The 14,933-nt window shown below is 62.1% G+C and carries 12 protein-coding genes; 8 read left to right on the top strand and 4 right to left on the bottom strand.

Annotated elements, in window-relative coordinates; translation table 11 throughout:
- Nucleotides 1-191: 191 nt before the first annotated feature.
- Together GL286_RS20270 and GL286_RS20275 are read right to left on the bottom strand one after the other, a co-directional pair.
- Nucleotides 192-1,970: an L-lactate permease gene (locus GL286_RS20270; protein ID WP_343038950.1), complete on the bottom strand. Its 1,779-nt coding sequence runs from the start codon at nucleotides 1,968-1,970 to the stop codon at nucleotides 192-194.
- 239 nt (nucleotides 1,971-2,209) lie between these two features.
- Complete coding sequence (locus tag GL286_RS20275; RefSeq protein WP_155097391.1) at nucleotides 2,210-3,391, bottom strand: acetyl-CoA C-acyltransferase family protein; 1,182 nt, start codon at nucleotides 3,389-3,391, stop codon at nucleotides 2,210-2,212.
- Between the two features lie 105 nt (nucleotides 3,392-3,496).
- Between GL286_RS20275 and GL286_RS20280 the strand changes: the two genes are divergently transcribed.
- The 5 genes from GL286_RS20280 to GL286_RS20300 all read left to right on the top strand — a co-directional run bounded on the left by GL286_RS20280 (nucleotide 3,497) and on the right by GL286_RS20300 (nucleotide 7,047).
- On the top strand, nucleotides 3,497-3,853 hold the full coding sequence (locus tag GL286_RS20280; RefSeq protein ID WP_155097392.1) for a winged helix-turn-helix domain-containing protein: 357 nt from the start codon (nucleotides 3,497-3,499) through the stop codon (nucleotides 3,851-3,853).
- A 62-nt stretch (nucleotides 3,854-3,915) separates the two neighbouring features.
- Nucleotides 3,916-4,656: a molybdate ABC transporter substrate-binding protein gene (modA, locus tag GL286_RS20285; RefSeq protein WP_155097393.1), complete on the top strand. Its 741-nt coding sequence runs from the start codon at nucleotides 3,916-3,918 to the stop codon at nucleotides 4,654-4,656.
- Entirely contained in the window at nucleotides 4,653-5,345 is a 693-nt protein-coding gene (modB, locus tag GL286_RS20290; protein WP_155097394.1) for a molybdate ABC transporter permease subunit, read from the top strand. Before modA ends, modB begins: the two co-directional genes overlap by 4 nt.
- Nucleotides 5,342-6,388 (top strand): molybdenum ABC transporter ATP-binding protein, encoded by a 1,047-nt coding sequence (gene modC / locus GL286_RS20295; RefSeq protein ID WP_155097395.1) that lies wholly within the window; start codon nucleotides 5,342-5,344, stop codon nucleotides 6,386-6,388. Before modB ends, modC begins: the two co-directional genes overlap by 4 nt.
- A gap of 80 nt (nucleotides 6,389-6,468) precedes the next feature.
- Nucleotides 6,469-7,047, top strand: a complete 579-nt coding sequence (locus GL286_RS20300; RefSeq protein WP_155097396.1) for a transglycosylase SLT domain-containing protein — start codon at nucleotides 6,469-6,471, stop codon at nucleotides 7,045-7,047.
- Between the two features lie 39 nt (nucleotides 7,048-7,086).
- Here GL286_RS20300 and GL286_RS20305 read toward each other — a convergent pair whose 3' ends face one another.
- Together GL286_RS20305 and GL286_RS20310 are read right to left on the bottom strand one after the other, a co-directional pair.
- Nucleotides 7,087-7,662, bottom strand: coding sequence for a LolA family protein (locus GL286_RS20305; protein WP_155097397.1), 576 nt, complete (start codon nucleotides 7,660-7,662; stop codon nucleotides 7,087-7,089).
- Nucleotides 7,663-7,755: 93 nt separating this feature from the next.
- Entirely contained in the window at nucleotides 7,756-8,979 is a 1,224-nt protein-coding gene (locus GL286_RS20310) for a UbiH/UbiF/VisC/COQ6 family ubiquinone biosynthesis hydroxylase (RefSeq protein ID WP_155097398.1), read from the bottom strand.
- Nucleotides 8,980-9,104: 125 nt separating this feature from the next.
- Between GL286_RS20310 and GL286_RS20315 the strand changes: the two genes are divergently transcribed.
- The 3 genes from GL286_RS20315 (at nucleotide 9,105) to GL286_RS20325 (ending at nucleotide 14,393) form a co-directional block, all read left to right on the top strand.
- The gene (locus GL286_RS20315; protein ID WP_155097404.1) at nucleotides 9,105-10,430 is read left to right on the top strand and encodes an amidase; all 1,326 of its coding nucleotides are present in this window, start codon (nucleotides 9,105-9,107) and stop codon (nucleotides 10,428-10,430) included.
- A gap of 125 nt (nucleotides 10,431-10,555) precedes the next feature.
- Nucleotides 10,556-11,749 (top strand): aminotransferase class I/II-fold pyridoxal phosphate-dependent enzyme, encoded by a 1,194-nt coding sequence (locus GL286_RS20320; protein ID WP_155097399.1) that lies wholly within the window; start codon nucleotides 10,556-10,558, stop codon nucleotides 11,747-11,749.
- Nucleotides 11,750-11,753: 4 nt separating this feature from the next.
- The gene (locus GL286_RS20325) at nucleotides 11,754-14,393 is read left to right on the top strand and encodes a DNA translocase FtsK (RefSeq protein WP_155097400.1); all 2,640 of its coding nucleotides are present in this window, start codon (nucleotides 11,754-11,756) and stop codon (nucleotides 14,391-14,393) included.
- Nucleotides 14,394-14,933: the final 540 nt, after the last annotated feature.

A 14,933-nucleotide genomic window follows, 5' to 3' on the forward strand; every position in this document is an offset into this window, starting at 1 on the left:
GCCCCTAGGGTCGTAAACCCTGACTGGGACGGTGGGCACCAACCCTAACCGGACCATCTCCTTGGATCTCGCGGGCCGTTTCCTTGGGAACGGTCCGTTCCCTTTTTTAGGCACTTGCGCGCCGTGCCGACGTGACAGGTGCATGCCGATGAATGAAAAGGGCGACCGGTACGGCCGCCCTTATGATGTGATCAGACCGTCTCGCCGACCTGATCGCGCTCGCGATTGCTGCCGAGCGCCGCGACCACGACCGCTGCCCAGATCACCGCAGCGATCCACCAATAGCCGCCATTGATCAGTGCCATGCCAATCAATCCGGCCTGAACCACATAATAGGCCATGGTGATCAGCGTCTTGCGGATCAGCTCGCCCTCTTTGTCGGTCAAGCCGACCGTCGCCGAGGCGGCAACGACGTTATGTACGCAGATCATGTTGCCCGCAGCGCCTCCGACCGCCTGCAGCGTGACGATGACCGTGATGCCGATCAGGTCCAGCCCGATGCCTTGCGCGGTCGAGAACTGGAACAACGCGAACATCATGTTCGACACCGTATTCGAACCGGCGATGAACGCCCCTAGCGCCCCGATCAGCGGCGCGAAAAGTGGCCACGCATCCCCCGCAACCGAGGCCATGCCCTCGGCCAGCGTGATAGGCATCGAGGTAATGCCCTCGGACCCCGAATTGATAAAGACCTGCACCATCGGCACAGCCAGCAGTAGCGCCGGTGCCGCCGACATCATCGTGCGCCCCGAAATGGCCCAAGCCCGCCCGTAATCGCGGCCACGCATACGGAACAGGGCAACCGAAATCAGCGAAGCGAGGATCATGATCGTTCCCGGCGAATACAGGAACTGCGCCGAGGCACTGATCCCCGACCCGAAGAGGTCCGACAGTTTGATCGTCGTATCCGGCCCCGTCAGCCACGCTTTCAGCGGAGCAATCGTTCGCGTCAGCACCAGAAGTCCTGCCACGATGACATAAGGCATCCATGCCGTCAGCAGCGGGATTTCACGCGTCTGCGCGTTTGCAGTCAGGTCGGTTTCGGCATCACCGGCCTCGACCGAACCTTGCCAATCCTCTCCCCATTGCTTGCGCGGCGGGAAATCGAAGTGATCCGAAGGCATGAACAGACCTGCCCGCGCCGCAGGAACGACGATCAGCAAACCGATCAATCCGCCCAGCAAGGACGGGAATTCCGGACCAAGAAACTTGGCGACAAGATAATACGGCACGGTAAAGGCAAAGCCCGCGAACAGCGCGAATTTCCATGCGCGGAAACCATGCGCAAAGCTGCGGCTCTCGCCGAAGAAGCGCGTCAGCATCCCGACCATCAGCAAGGGGATCAGGATGCCGATCAAGGCGTGTACCATCGCGACATTGGTCGCGACCATCGGAACGTACTGGTCCAATGTCAGCGGAGCGATGGCATCCGTCACTTCCTGACTATTCGACAATCCGGTTTTGACACCCACCAGCATCGGCGTTCCGACAGCCCCGAACGATACCGGAGTCGACTGGATGATCAGCGTCACCATGACTGCGGCCATTGCCGGAAACCCGATTGCAACCAGCAAAGGCGCGGCCACGGCAGCAGGCGTCCCGAAGCCCGAGGCCCCCTCGATCAGCGAGCCGAACATCCAGGCAATAATGATCGCCTGAATGCGCCGGTCAGGCGAGATATCGGTGAACCCGCGACGGATAGCGCGGATGGCTCCGGATTCCTGTACCGTGTAAAGCAGCAGGATCGCGCCAAAGACGATGTAAAGCAGGGTGATCGCGGTCACGAGACCGTTCACCGTCGCCCCTGCAGCTTTCTGCCAAGGCGCGCCCCAGATCAGCAACGCCAACACAAGCGTCACCAGATACGCGACCATCATCGAAAGTTTCGCACTTCGCCTGAGCACGACCAGTAACACGAAAACCGTCAGGACCGGCAATAATGCCGCCACGAACATAAGACCTTGGGTCACACTTTCTCCTCCCGATTGCACTCCCGTTGGGAATGCTCACGGACAGGCGAGTTTGGGTCAACAGTTTTAGACCGATCAGTTCAATATAGTCGCGTTGAACCGCAGCCGTTTACGGGAAATAGCCGTTGAGGCATTCGGCAAACGAGACGCCTGAATGTCTCAGACGTCTCATTTTCACTTACGCCCATGACCGATCGCAGCCCTTGCGACCGGTCATGGGCAAAAGGCGACACCTCCGGTTAGATCCGTTCGATCGCCAGTGCGATCCCCTGCCCGCCGCCGATACACATCGTGATCAGGGCCCTGCTGCCATTGATCCGGAGCAGTTCGTGCATCGCCTTGAGCGTGATGATCGCACCGGTCGCGCCGACCGGATGGCCAAGAGCGATGGCACCGCCATTCGGATTGACCTTCTTGGGGTCAAAGCCAAGCGATCCGCTGACCGCCAGCGCCTGCGCCGCGAAGGCCTCGTTCGACTCGATCACATCGAAATCCGAAACCTTCAGACCGGTCCGACGCAGCAATGCCTCGACAGCAGGAATAGGACCGATCCCCATAACCTCGGGGCGAACGCCTGCGGTGGCATATCCAAGGATGCGGAATGCCGGAGTCAGACCAGCCGCTTTCGCGGCATCCGCCCGTGCCAGAACCAGCGCCGCCGCACCATCATTGATGCCCGACGCATTGCCAGCCGTAACCGTGCCATCTTTCTGGAACGCCGGTTTGAGCGCGGCAAGCTTGTCGAGGCTCGTTTCCTTGGGATGCTCGTCCACCTCGAAAGCGACTGTGCCCTTGCGCGTCTTGATCCCGACCGGAACGATCTGATCCCGGAACCGGCCCTGCGCAATTGCCTCGGCAGCGCGGCGTTGGCTTTCCAGCGCGAACTCATCCTGCGCATCGCGCGAGATGCCGTATTCCCGCGCCACGTTCTCGGCGGTCACGCCCATATGGCCCGTGCCCATCGGACAGGTCAGCGCGCCGACCATCATATCGAGCATCTGCACGTCGCCCATTTTCGCACCGAAACGGGCAGCCGGAACGGCATAGGGGGCACGGCTCATCGACTCAGCCCCGCCCGCCACGGCGAAGTCCGCGTCTTCCAGCATCAGCGCCTGTACGGCGGACACAATCGCCTGAACCCCCGATCCGCACAGCCGGTTCACGTTCATCGCGGGCGTACCGTTCGGAACCCCCGCGTCCAGCATCGCCACACGAGACAGGTACATATCGCGCGGCTCGGTGTTCAGGACATGGCCGAAAACAACCGTTCCGATCCGGTCAGCCTCGATCCCGGCGCGTTCAATTGCTGCGCGGGTCACCGTCGCCGCAAGCTCGGTTGGCGGGATGCCCGCCAAGCTGCCGCCAAAACCTCCGATGGCAGTACGCGCGCCCGACAGGATGACGATTTCGTTCTGGGACATGATGCCCTCTCCTCTCCTTGATGGGGAAACGCTACTGTAGCGGATCACACGCGGGAACCCCCGCCCGCGCTTGCCTACGCCGCGTTACTCGACGAAAACATCACCATGAAAAACGATCCTCGCCTGAGCCTCAGACTGCATTTCGAACAAGGCCTGACCTTCGGTCGCGGCAAGGCCGATCTGTTGCAGGGCATCGCCGAAGAAGGCTCGATTTCGGGCGCAGGTCGGCGCTTGAAAATGAGCTATCGCCGTGCTTGGGCGCTGGTCGAAGAAATGAATGGCAATTTCCGCGCCCCATTGGTCGATAGCAGTCGCGGCGGCGCGAAGGGCGGAGGTGCGACGCTGACCGAACTGGGCCAAGCGGTGCTGGCAGATTACCGCGCCCTCGAAGCCATGCTGCGAAAGGCTCCCGAACTCGACAGCCTGCGTGCGTCACTTTGCGATATGTCTGACAAGAAATAACGGTTGCGAGACCGTCAACCGATTGGTTATGTCAGACTAAACATATCGGAAGGAGCCAACCGATGCGCTTGCCCCTGCTTGCAGCTGCCCTGATTGCCCTGACACCCGCCGCCCATGCTGACGAGATCACGATCTTTGCCGCAGCGAGCCTGAAAACCGCCTTGGACGAGATCGCGGCCGAATGGCAGAAATCGCATGACGACAAAGTGGTGATTTCTTACGCCGGAAGCTCGAAACTGGCCCAGCAGATCCAGGAGGGCGCTCCGGCGGACCTGTTCATCTCGGCCTCGACCGACTGGATGGACGCGGTCCAGAAGTCGGGGGATATCGACGAAGCATCCCGCACCGACCTGCTGGGCAACACGCTTGTTCTGGTCGGCACCGGCAAGCCTGCTGCAGCCGAAGTGACCGAACTTCCGAAGCTTCTGGGCGACGGCAAGCTGGCAATGGCACTGGTCAACTCGGTTCCGGCCGGGCAATATGGCAAGCAATCGCTGGAAAAACTGGGGCTTTGGTCGGAAGTGGAGCCGCATGTCGCTCAGGCAGACAACGTCCGTTCCGCGCTGATGCTGGTCTCGACCGGAGAAGCGCCGCTGGGCATCGTTTACGGCTCGGACGCGGTGGCCGATCCGGGCGTTGGCGTCATTGGCACCTTCCCGACGGATAGCCATGATGCGATCACCTATCCCGGAGCCGTCACGAAGGCCGCCGATACGCCGCAGGCCGCCGCCTTTTTGCAAAGCCTGAAGCAAGACCCCGCGAAATCCGTCTTCGAAGCGCAAGGCTTCACCGTTCTGCCATGAGCCTGACGGACTGGCTTGGCCCGCAGGAATGGCAGGCAGTTGTCCTGTCGCTGCGGGTCTCGCTGGTCGCGACGCTGGTCAGCCTGCCTTTCGCCACGGCCGTCGCGTGGCTTCTGGCGCGACGGCAATTTCCGGGTCACGCATTCCTTAGCGGAATCGTCCATCTGCCGCTGATCCTGCCTCCGGTGGTGGTGGGATACTTGCTGCTGATCACCTTCGGCACGCAGGGACCGGTCGGCAGCTTGCTTAAACCGCTGGGCATCGTCTTTGCCTTCCGCTGGACCGGAGCCGCCTTGGCCGCAGCGATCATGGGCTTTCCCTTGATGGTGCGCGCGATCCGGCTGGGCTTCGAGGCAGTGGACCCGAAACTGGAGCAGGCCGCAGCGACTCTTGGCGCGCCCCGCCCATGGATATTCGCCACTGTTACGCTGCCCCTGATCATACCCGCGCTGCTGGCCGGAGCGACGCTGGGCTTTGCCAAGGCGATGGGTGAATTCGGCGCGACGATTACCTTTGTGTCGAATATTCCGGGCCAGACCCAGACCCTGCCCTCGGCGATCTACGCATTTCTTGAAACGCCGGGGGGCGAAGGGCCGGCAATGCGCTTGGTGTTGGTCTCGATCGTGGTGGCGATGGGGGCGGTGGTCTTGTCCGAATATCTGGCGCGTCGGGCGGCATCGCGGACATGAGCCTGTCAGTCGCTCTTCGACACGCCTTTCCGGGGCTTGATCTGGACGTCGTATTCGAAGCGCCCTCTGGCGTGACCGCACTGTTCGGTCCATCAGGTTGCGGAAAAAGCACGACGATCAACGCGATCTCGGGATTGCTCCGCCCGGATTCCGGCCGCATTGCCTTGGACGGGCGCGTGCTGTTCGACAGCGGGACCAACCTTTCACCACAGGAACGCCGCATCGGTTATGTCTTTCAGGACGCTCGCCTATTCCCGCATATGACGGTCGAACGGAACTTGCGTTACCCGTCGCGCTGGCGGCGGAATGCGGGACGGGACTTCGATCGGATCGTCAAGATGCTGGCCTTAGGACCACTGCTTCATCGCCGTCCATCAACCCTGTCGGGCGGCGAGAAGCAGCGAACCGCAATCGGTCGCGCCCTTCTGTCGGACCCCGCTTTGCTGGTCATGGATGAACCGCTGGCCGCGCTGGACGAAGGTCGCAAGGCCGAGATCATGCCATGGCTGGAACGCCTGCGCGACGAGGTGCGCCTGCCGATCCTGTATGTCAGCCACTCGGTCCCCGAGGTCTTGCGGCTGGCAACGACGGTCGTGCTGATGCGGAAAGGCCGTGTCATCCACGCGGGATCGCTCCGCGATATCCTTGCCGATCCCCTGCTTGCCCCCGAACTTGGCGCGCGCGAGGCAGGCGCATTGATCCAAGGCCGCGTCGATAGCTACGAGCCGGACGGGATGGCGCGTGTCACGACCGCTGGAGGAACCATGCTGCTGCAAGACATCCACGTTCCCGCAGGCAGCGATCTCAAGCTGCGTATTCTGGCGCACGAAGTCATCCTGTCGCGGACTGCTCCGGAAGGTCTGTCGGCCCTGAACGTGCTTCCGGCCAGTGTGACACAGATCAGCGGCGGCTTGGTGCAACTGGCATTGGGGAATGAGCGGATGCTTGCGCAGATAACGCCGCGATCAATCGAAGCACTTGAATTGAAACCGGGAATTTCCTGCTTTGCGATCATCAAATCTGTTTCGGTTGTGCACAGTTAGGCACAAATCGAACCATTGTTATTTGCACCGGACCGGAAATTTCCGTTATGCTCTCGGATAAAAAAGTGGATGAGGGCAGTATGAACAGGTTTCTGAAGCTCGCGATCGTCGGGCTGGTCGCCTCTTGCGGCGGCGGAGGAAATTACAAAGCGCCCCGAAATCTTGAAAATGCCTGCCATCTGGCCGCCGAGCGGCCCGCCTATATGCGCGCCATGAAAGCGACCGAGAGGCGCTGGGGTATTCCGGTTTATGTCCAGATGGCCACGATCCATCAGGAATCTAAATTCATCGGCGATGCCAAGACCCCGCATCGTTACGCGCTCGGGATTATCCCAATGGGTCGGCAAAGCTCGGCTTACGGCTATAGTCAGGCGCTGGACGGGACGTGGGACGACTATCGCAAGGAAACCGGCAACCGCAGCGCACGCCGCGATGATATCCGCGACGCGACCGACTTTATGGGTTGGTACATGCACAATTCGACGCGCATTCTAGGGATATCGAAGCAGGATGCTGCCTCGCAATATCTTGCCTATCATGAGGGGCGGGCAGGTTTCGCCAATGGCTCGCATCGCGGCAAGCCTTCGCTGATGAGCGTCTCGAACAAGGTCAGCGCCCGTTCCGAACTTTACCGGATGCAGTTGACCGCCTGCCGCTGATCGGAAAGCCGCGCCCGCCGCAAGACGGCGGGCCAGCACTTACTTGATCGCGAATTTCGACGGCGGAATCGAAACGCCGGTCTTCATCTCGCCCAGAATAACGGTCGTGCGCTTTCCAGCGTCATCCTTGACCACCCATTGACGCAATTGCGTCGGGTTGGCGGTGAACACCATCTGGATATTTCCGTATTCGGGATGCGCCGGATCCTGTGCCGTCACGACAGTGGTGTTTTTCTTCTCGGCATAGCCCGTCACCATTTTGGCTTTGCCCAGATTGATGTTCGGCGCAAGGATCAGCGAAAGCGGCGTCTTCGACAGCGGATATTGCTGCGGCCCGCCGCGCGATTTTCCATCATAGACAGCAACCTGTCCGGCCGAGGCCAGCACCAGATTCTTGTTGCCCTTGTATTCGAATCTCACGCGGTTCGGCCGGTGGATATACAGCGTGCCGGTCGAGATGCTGCCATCGGCATTGACCTGCGTGAAAGCCGCCTGCGCGGTCTTGAGGCTGTTGAGATAGCGCGAGATCTCGTTCAGCGGAATTTTCTCGGCCATGGCCGGAAAAGCCATGGCAAGGGCGAGGACGGGTGCGAGGGCGAGCGATCTTATGTTCATGGTCCGAATGCTACCGTATCTCCAATGCATTGCACATTCACGTTCGCTTGGACGTGCAGGGCGGGAACGCTCGCGAGGTCGTGACCGTTCCCGTCAGAGCTTTTGCCCCGTCAGCAGCCGCGGCATCGGGTCAAGCCGCAGCCCTGCCGCCTGCCGCATGAAACCACGCCGCAGCGGAGGCAACGCATCGACCAAACCCATTCCCAATTCCCGCGCAGCGCGTAGAACAGGGTTCTTGTTGGAAAACAAAGCGTTCACGCCATCCATCCCAAGCGCAAGCGTCGTCGCATCGGGTCTGCGCCATTCCTGATAGCGGGCCAGAACGGGATCGGTTCCGATATCCTCGCCGCGACGGCGGGCGGCAACGATGACCTCCGCCATTGCCGCCACATCACGCAAACCAAGGTTCAACCCCTGTCCGGCAATCGGATGCACACCATGCGCGGCGTCTCCGATCAGGGCGATGCGCGGACCGACATAGCGTTCAGCCAGCGTCAGGTTCAGCGGATACGAGAATCGCGGCCCCGCGAGGCTGATCTCGCCAAGGAAATCGCCGAAGCGAGGGCGTAGAACCTCAAGGAAATCCGCGTCCGCAAGCTCGAGGATGGCGCGGGCATCGTCCGCCGTCTCCGACCAGACAATCGAACTGCGATTTCCGGGCAAGGGCAGGATCGCCAGCGGTCCGGACGGCATGAAAAACTGATGTGCTGTACCATGATGCGGTAATTCGTGATCGACCGCCGCCACCAGCGCGATCTGGCCGTAATCATGGCCGAACCGCTTGATTCCCGCACGTTCGGCCACGCCGGAGCGACGGCCATCCGCGCCGATCAGCAGGCTTGCGTCCAGCTTTCGCCCATCCGACAGCGCAACGGAAACGCCCGTTGGGCCCGGCTCTTGTCCGACCACCGACAATCCGGACAGGTGCGAGACTTTGTCCCGCATTCCCGCCAGCAATGCGCGGTATAGGAAGCGATCCTCAAGCATATAGCCAAGACGGCCTTCCTCGATCTCGGCACCATCGAAATGCAGGCCGAACGGACCCGCACCGTGGCCCGCCACGCCCTGCGTCGCCTCGACCTTCAATATGGGCTGGGCCTTGTCGGCCAAGCCGCGCCACAGGCCAAGCGCCCCCAGCAACCGTTGCGAGGCCAAGGCCAGCGCATAGGCCCGCCCGTCGAACGCATCACCCGAACGGGCATCGGCGGGTCGGTTGTCCACGACCGCGACCTTCAGGCCCGCATCGGCCAAGGCCAATGCCAGGGCCGGACCGTTCAGCCCGCCGCCCGCAATTACGATATCGAAATCCTTGCTCATGGCTTCGCACTATGCCCTCGCCACGGGTATTGTCCATGCGGCATTCGGTTTACGCGCCATTGCGGTGCAAGGCACGGGTGGTTAGCCTGTGTTCCTTGGATCAGGAAGGGGATTTGGTCATGGCTATGGACTGGCTGAAGGCATCGGCGGCAGAGCAGGGACGGGCGATTCTTGCCGGACTGATCAGCCCTGTCGAACAGACCGAGGCCTATCTCGACGCCGCCACGCGCCATCCCTATGGCAACAGCATTTATGCCCGCCTGTCTGCCGGTCGTGCCCGTGCCGAAGCGGTTGCCGCCCATGACCGCGCCAAAGCCGGTCTGCGCCGCAGTCTGCTGGACGGTGTGGCGATCAGCTGGAAGGACAATATCGACAGCGCCAAGATCGCGACCGAAGCGGGCTCGCGCCTGCTGGCAGGTCGTGTGCCGTCGCAGGACGCAGCAATACTGGCCGAGGCCACGCTGCAAGGCATGGTCTGCCTTGGCAAGACCCATATGACCGAGCTTGCTTTCTCGGGTCTGGGCCTGAACCCGATGACCCGCACGCCGCCCAACAGCTTCGATCCGGCGCTGGCTCCGGGTGGCTCCAGTTCGGGGGCGGCGGTTTCGGTCGCGCTGGGACTGGCTGCCGCGGCGATCGGCTCGGATACGGGGGGGTCGATTCGTGTGCCGGCGGCATGGAACGGAATTGTCGGCTTCAAACCGACCCATGGTGCGGTCAGCGGCCAAGGTGTCGTTCCGCTGTGCAATCGCTTCGATGTCGCAGGCCCCCTTGCCCGCAAGGTCGAAGACTGCGCCGAGATCTTTGCCGTGTTGTCGCGCCAACCCGCGCCCGACCTGACCGGCGCCGCCTCCCGTCCGCTGCGCCTGATGGTGCTGGACGGCGTTCCTTTCGACGACGCGCGCGAGGGTCCGGTGGCGGCTTTCGAAGACGCGGTCAAGCGGCTTGCCGCTGCCGGAGCCAAGATCACCCATGCCGCGCCGACCTGCGTGACAGAGGCCATGGCCTTGGCCCCCCTGCTATTCGCCCCCGAGGCCTATGGCATCTGGCGCGACCAGATCGAGGCCGCACCCGAACTGATGTACCCGCCGATTCTCGAACGTTTCCGCGGCGGGCGTGAGGCGAGCGCGGCGGATTACGTTGCCGGTTGGGAAAATCTCAACCGTCTGCGCGCCGAATGGGCCAGATTCGTTGCTGGCTATGACGCGGTGATCCTGCCGACCTCGCCCATTTTGCCGCCCGACACGCAGCGCCTGCTGAACGAGCCGGACTACTTCACCACCGAAAACCTGCTGACGCTACGCAATACCCGCATCGGCAATCTGCTGGGTCTGCCCGCGATCAGCCTGCCCACCGGCCATCCCGCCTGCGGGCTGATGATGATGGGACAAGCAGGTCAGGATCTTGCCTTGCTGGTTGCCGCAGCGACCGCCGAGGCCGCACTGAACTAGTTGCTACAAGTTGCGGGAATGTCCCGCGAAACCTTGGGCTTTGGCCCGAAACTCTAGACGCAAAGGGGCTTTGCCGGTATCCTTTCTGGAATACGGGGCGGCACGACCCCGATTGAGAGGCAGTCATGGCACTACCCGAGCGGTTCTCGAACCTGCCGGAATACGCGTTTCCGCGCCTGCGGACGCTGCTTGCGGGAATTTCGCCAGCGGCGAATCCCGTCGTGATGACGATTGGCGAACCGCGCCACGCCGTTCCGGAATTCACCGGTCGGATCATGGCGGAAAGCATCCACGAATTCGGCAAGTATCCCTCGAACGAAGGCGTGCCTGAACTTCTGGCCGCGATTTCGGGCTGGATCGGTCGCCGCCACGGCATCGAGGTCGAGCCCGCACGCATCACAACCGTCAACGGCACTCGCGAAGGCCTGTTCAACGCCGCGTTGGCACTGTGCCCCGAGCAAAAGAACGGTACGCAAGCCGCCATCCTGATCCCGAATCCCTTCTATCAGGTCTATGCCGTTGCCGCCGCCGCTGTTGGCGCGGAACCCGTCTTTGTTCCGGCCACTGCCGAAACCGGCTTCATGCCGCAATTCGATCAGGTCGCGCCGGAAATTCTGGACCGCGTCGCGATCACCTATCTTTGCTCGCCAGCAAACCCGCAGGGCGCGGTCGCCTCCGAGGATTATCTCGAGAAGCTGGTCGCCTTGGCCGAGCGCCATGACTTCCTGATCTTCTCGGACGAATGCTATTCCGAAATCTGGCGCGATGCCCCACCTGCCGGAGCATTGGCGGTGGCGACCCGTATGGGGTTGGCCGACCGTGTGGTGATGTTCAATTCGCTGTCGAAACGCTCGAACTTGCCGGGCTTGCGGTCCGGATTTGCAGCGGGCGGGCAGGCGCAGATTGCGCAACTCCGCCGCCTGCGCAGCTATTCCGGTGCGCCATTGCCGCTTCCGGTCCAACGCGTCAGCACCGCCGCTTGGGCCGACGAGACCCATGTCGAAGAAAATCGCGCACTTTACCACGCGAAATACGCCGTCGCTGACCGGATCCTTGGCAATATGCCGGGCTACCAGTCCCCTGAAGGCGGCTTTTTCCTGTGGCTGCGTGTTCCCGAACAAGTCGGCACCGGCGAGGATGCCGCCAAGAAATTATGGTCCGAGGCCGGAATTCAGGTTCTGCCCGGAGCCTACCTGTCCCGTGACACCGCCGAAGGCAATCCGGGCCGCGATTATATCCGCGTCGCTCTGGTCGATCCCGTCGACCCGACCGAGGCTGCACTGAAAAGATTGAAGAACTGTTTATACCAAGGGGGTTAATTGCATGGCGAGCTGGCAGGCGAAACAACGCGATCCGCTCTTCGACCAATCCACCCAGGCGGCATTGAAGCGCCGCGGAAATGAACTACTGGGTGCGGTCCTCGTGGCGTTGGGCGTCCTGATCGCGATGATGCTCGTCAGCTATTCTCCGGACGATCCGAGCTTCCTGTCCGCGACGGACGAACCGGCGCAGAACCTTCTGGGCCGGCCCGGAGCCTCGCTCGCATCCGTGCTGATGACGATGGTCGGGCGGGGTGCGTGGTTCCTGCCGATCGGATCGGTGGCATGGGGGCTGCGTTTCATGCTGCACCGCCACCCCGATCGGGTGATCCGCGTCATTTCGCTCGCGATCGCCGTCTTCCTGTTCTGTGGCTACACCGCCTCGATCACGCCACCGCCGGAATGGCCGCACGGTTTCGGCCTTGGCGGTGAGGCGGGCGATCTGGTCATGGGGTTCCTTCTGTCGCTGATGCCGCTCAAGGCGTCGGTCGCGATCAAGATCCTTGCTGTCCTGCTGGCGGCAGGCACGGTCGCGCTGGTTTCATTCGGGCTGGGCTTTGACCGTGCCGAACTGGGGGTTGGCCTGCGCTATCTTCGCGACGGGCTTGTGACGGCGAAACTGTTGTTCCTGCAAGCAATGGACAAAGCTATCCGGATGTCCTCGGGGGCGGCACGCGAATATCGCAGCCGTACCCATGCCCGCCGCGCACGCGTGGCACAGGCCGGATCGGCCGAATTGCCTGCTTCGGGGCCGCGTATCCATACGCAACCCATACCGCCCACCCGTCGGCCCGCGCCGTCCCACGCCCATCGTGACGAGTTCGAGCCCGAACTGGTCGATCCGGAAACGCATTACGACGAAGACGCCGAGGCCCCCTCGAACGACGAGATCTCGGCCCGCATCACCGACGTCCTGCGCCAACGCTCGGAACGTCCCGCTGAAAAACAATCGGTTCTGTCGGCCGTGACCGCCCGCCTCAACGGCAACCGCAGCGAACCGTCCCCCGCTATCGAAGACGAGGATGACGACGAGGACGCCCTTGCCCCCATGCCTGTGATGGCAAGCGAGCAATCCCGCAATCCGCTTCAGCCGCGCAAGCCCTCCCCCCGTCCGGCGCCCCAGCCTGCGGCCAGCCAGTACGAGCATCCGCCTTTGTCGCTTCTGGCTGCTGCTTCGACCGTGGACCGCCACCAGTTGCCGCCCGAGCAATTGGCCGAGAATGCCCGTATGCTCGAAGAGGTTCTGGACGATTATGGCGTCAAAGGTCAGATCACCGACGTCCGCCCCGGCCCCGTCGTCACGCTATATGAACTTGAGCCCGCTCCGGGCTTGAAAGCCAGCCGCGTGATCGGTCTGGCCGACGACATCGCGCGTTCGATGTCGGCCCTGTCCGCCCGCGTCTCGACCGTGCCGGGCCGCTCGGTCATCGGGATCGAATTGCCGAATGTGCGCCGCGAAAAGGTCGTCTTGCGCGAGATTCTGGCCGCGCCAAGCTATGTCGACGGCACGCAGCCGCTGCCCTTGGCGCTTGGCAAGGATATCGGCGGCGGCCCGATCGTCGCGAATCTTGCCAAGATGCCCCACCTCCTGATCGCGGGGACCACCGGCTCGGGCAAATCGGTCGCAATCAACACCATGATCCTGAGCCTGCTCTACAAGCTCACCCCCGAGGAATGCCGCCTCATTATGATCGACCCCAAGATGCTGGAACTGTCGGTCTATGACGGCATCCCGCATCTGCTCTCCCCCGTCGTCACCGATCCGAAAAAGGCCGTCGTCGCGCTGAAATGGGTCGTCGGCGAGATGGAGGAACGCTATCGCAAGATGTCCAAGATGGGCGTGCGCAATATCGAGGGCTATAATGGCCGCGTCCGCGAGGCACTCTCCAAGGACGAGATGTTCAAGCGCACCGTCCAGACCGGCTTTGACGAGGATACCGGCGAACCGATCTTCGAGACCGAGGAGTTCCAGCCCGAAACCTTCCCCTATATCGTCGTCATCGTCGATGAGATGGCCGATCTGATGATGGTCGCGGGCAAGGAAATCGAGGCCTGCATCCAGCGCCTCGCCCAGATGGCGCGGGCATCGGGCATCCATATCATCATGGCGACGCAGCGCCCCTCGGTCGATGTCATCACCGGCACGATCAAGGCGAACTTCCCGACCCGGATTTCTTTCCAGGTCACGTCGAAGATCGACAGCCGCACCATCCTTGGCGAACAGGGGGCCGAACAGCTTCTGGGCATGGGCGACATGCTTTACATGGCGGGCGGCTCGAAAATCACCCGTATCCACGGTCCCTTCGTCTCGGATGAAGAGGTCGAGGAGGTCGTGAACCACCTCAAATCCTTCGGCCCGCCCAGCTACATGTCGGGCGTCGTCGAGGGACCGGACGAGGATCGTGCCGACAGCATCGATCAGGTTCTGGGCCTTTCCTCGGGCGAGGGCGGCGATGCCGAGCTTTACGATCTGGCCGTGGCCATCGTCGCCAAGGACCGCAAATGCTCGACCAGCTATATCCAGCGCAAGCTGGCCATCGGCTACAACAAGGCCGCCCGCCTCGTCGAGCAGATGGAGGAGCAGGGCGTCGTCACTCCGGCAAACCATGTCGGCAAGCGCGAGGTCCTTGTCCCCGAGGTCTGATCGAGGGCGCGCGGAACTTCTGACCGAAACGGCCGGACTAACTTCCGCCGCCAAGAGCAAGGAAAACGAAGTGGGCCAGCGGCAAGACAACGCGGCCCACTTTTTTCTTTACGATCCCACCATTGGAATTTTCCGGACCTGCCTGATTTCGGCGCCCACGCTGCTGCGCAGATTTCTGCATCGAGATGAGGCTCATCCAGACACCGACACCGGCCCGAGCCCCACGACAAATATCTGGCGAGACCGACGATGTAGCCGGTTCGGCGGCAGAACCGTGAAAACGATCCAGACCATCCGGTACGACAGGCGCCCCACCGGTTCCATGGCCCTGCTTCGAAGGTCAGAAAACGCGCCCTATGGCCGACCAGATTCTAAGTCCTGCCGCGACACGCGCGGCAGGACAGATCTCAGTTGTCCGCTCTGAACACCTCCCGACGCATTGATTTTGGGTGATCAACCTTAGGCTTCATTCGCTTTGAATTGCAGGGTTTCGTATGCTTTGGCGAGAAACCCTGCAATTTCCGGTCGCCGATGAAGCCC

This window comes from Paracoccus aestuariivivens (assembly GCF_009711225.1).
Lineage (GTDB): Bacteria > Pseudomonadota > Alphaproteobacteria > Rhodobacterales > Rhodobacteraceae > Paracoccus > Paracoccus aestuariivivens.

Bases quoted from the DNA above. Each gene is read 5' to 3' on its own strand.
- GL286_RS20275 (WP_155097391.1), bottom strand. From the start codon at position 3,391: ATGTCCCAGAACGAAATCGTCATCCTGTCGGGCGCGCGTACTGCCATC.
- GL286_RS20280 (WP_155097392.1), top strand. From the start codon at position 3,497: ATGAAAAACGATCCTCGCCTGAGCCTCAGACTGCATTTCGAACAAGGC.
- modA (WP_155097393.1), top strand. From the start codon at position 3,916: ATGCGCTTGCCCCTGCTTGCAGCTGCCCTGATTGCCCTGACACCCGCC.
- modB (WP_155097394.1), top strand. From the start codon at position 4,653: ATGAGCCTGACGGACTGGCTTGGCCCGCAGGAATGGCAGGCAGTTGTC.
- modC (WP_155097395.1), top strand. From the start codon at position 5,342: ATGAGCCTGTCAGTCGCTCTTCGACACGCCTTTCCGGGGCTTGATCTG.
- GL286_RS20300 (WP_155097396.1), top strand. From the start codon at position 6,469: ATGAACAGGTTTCTGAAGCTCGCGATCGTCGGGCTGGTCGCCTCTTGC.
- GL286_RS20305 (WP_155097397.1), bottom strand. From the start codon at position 7,662: ATGAACATAAGATCGCTCGCCCTCGCACCCGTCCTCGCCCTTGCCATG.
- GL286_RS20310 (WP_155097398.1), bottom strand. From the start codon at position 8,979: ATGAGCAAGGATTTCGATATCGTAATTGCGGGCGGCGGGCTGAACGGT.
- GL286_RS20315 (WP_155097404.1), top strand. From the start codon at position 9,105: ATGGACTGGCTGAAGGCATCGGCGGCAGAGCAGGGACGGGCGATTCTT.
- GL286_RS20320 (WP_155097399.1), top strand. From the start codon at position 10,556: ATGGCACTACCCGAGCGGTTCTCGAACCTGCCGGAATACGCGTTTCCG.
- GL286_RS20325 (WP_155097400.1), top strand. From the start codon at position 11,754: ATGGCGAGCTGGCAGGCGAAACAACGCGATCCGCTCTTCGACCAATCC.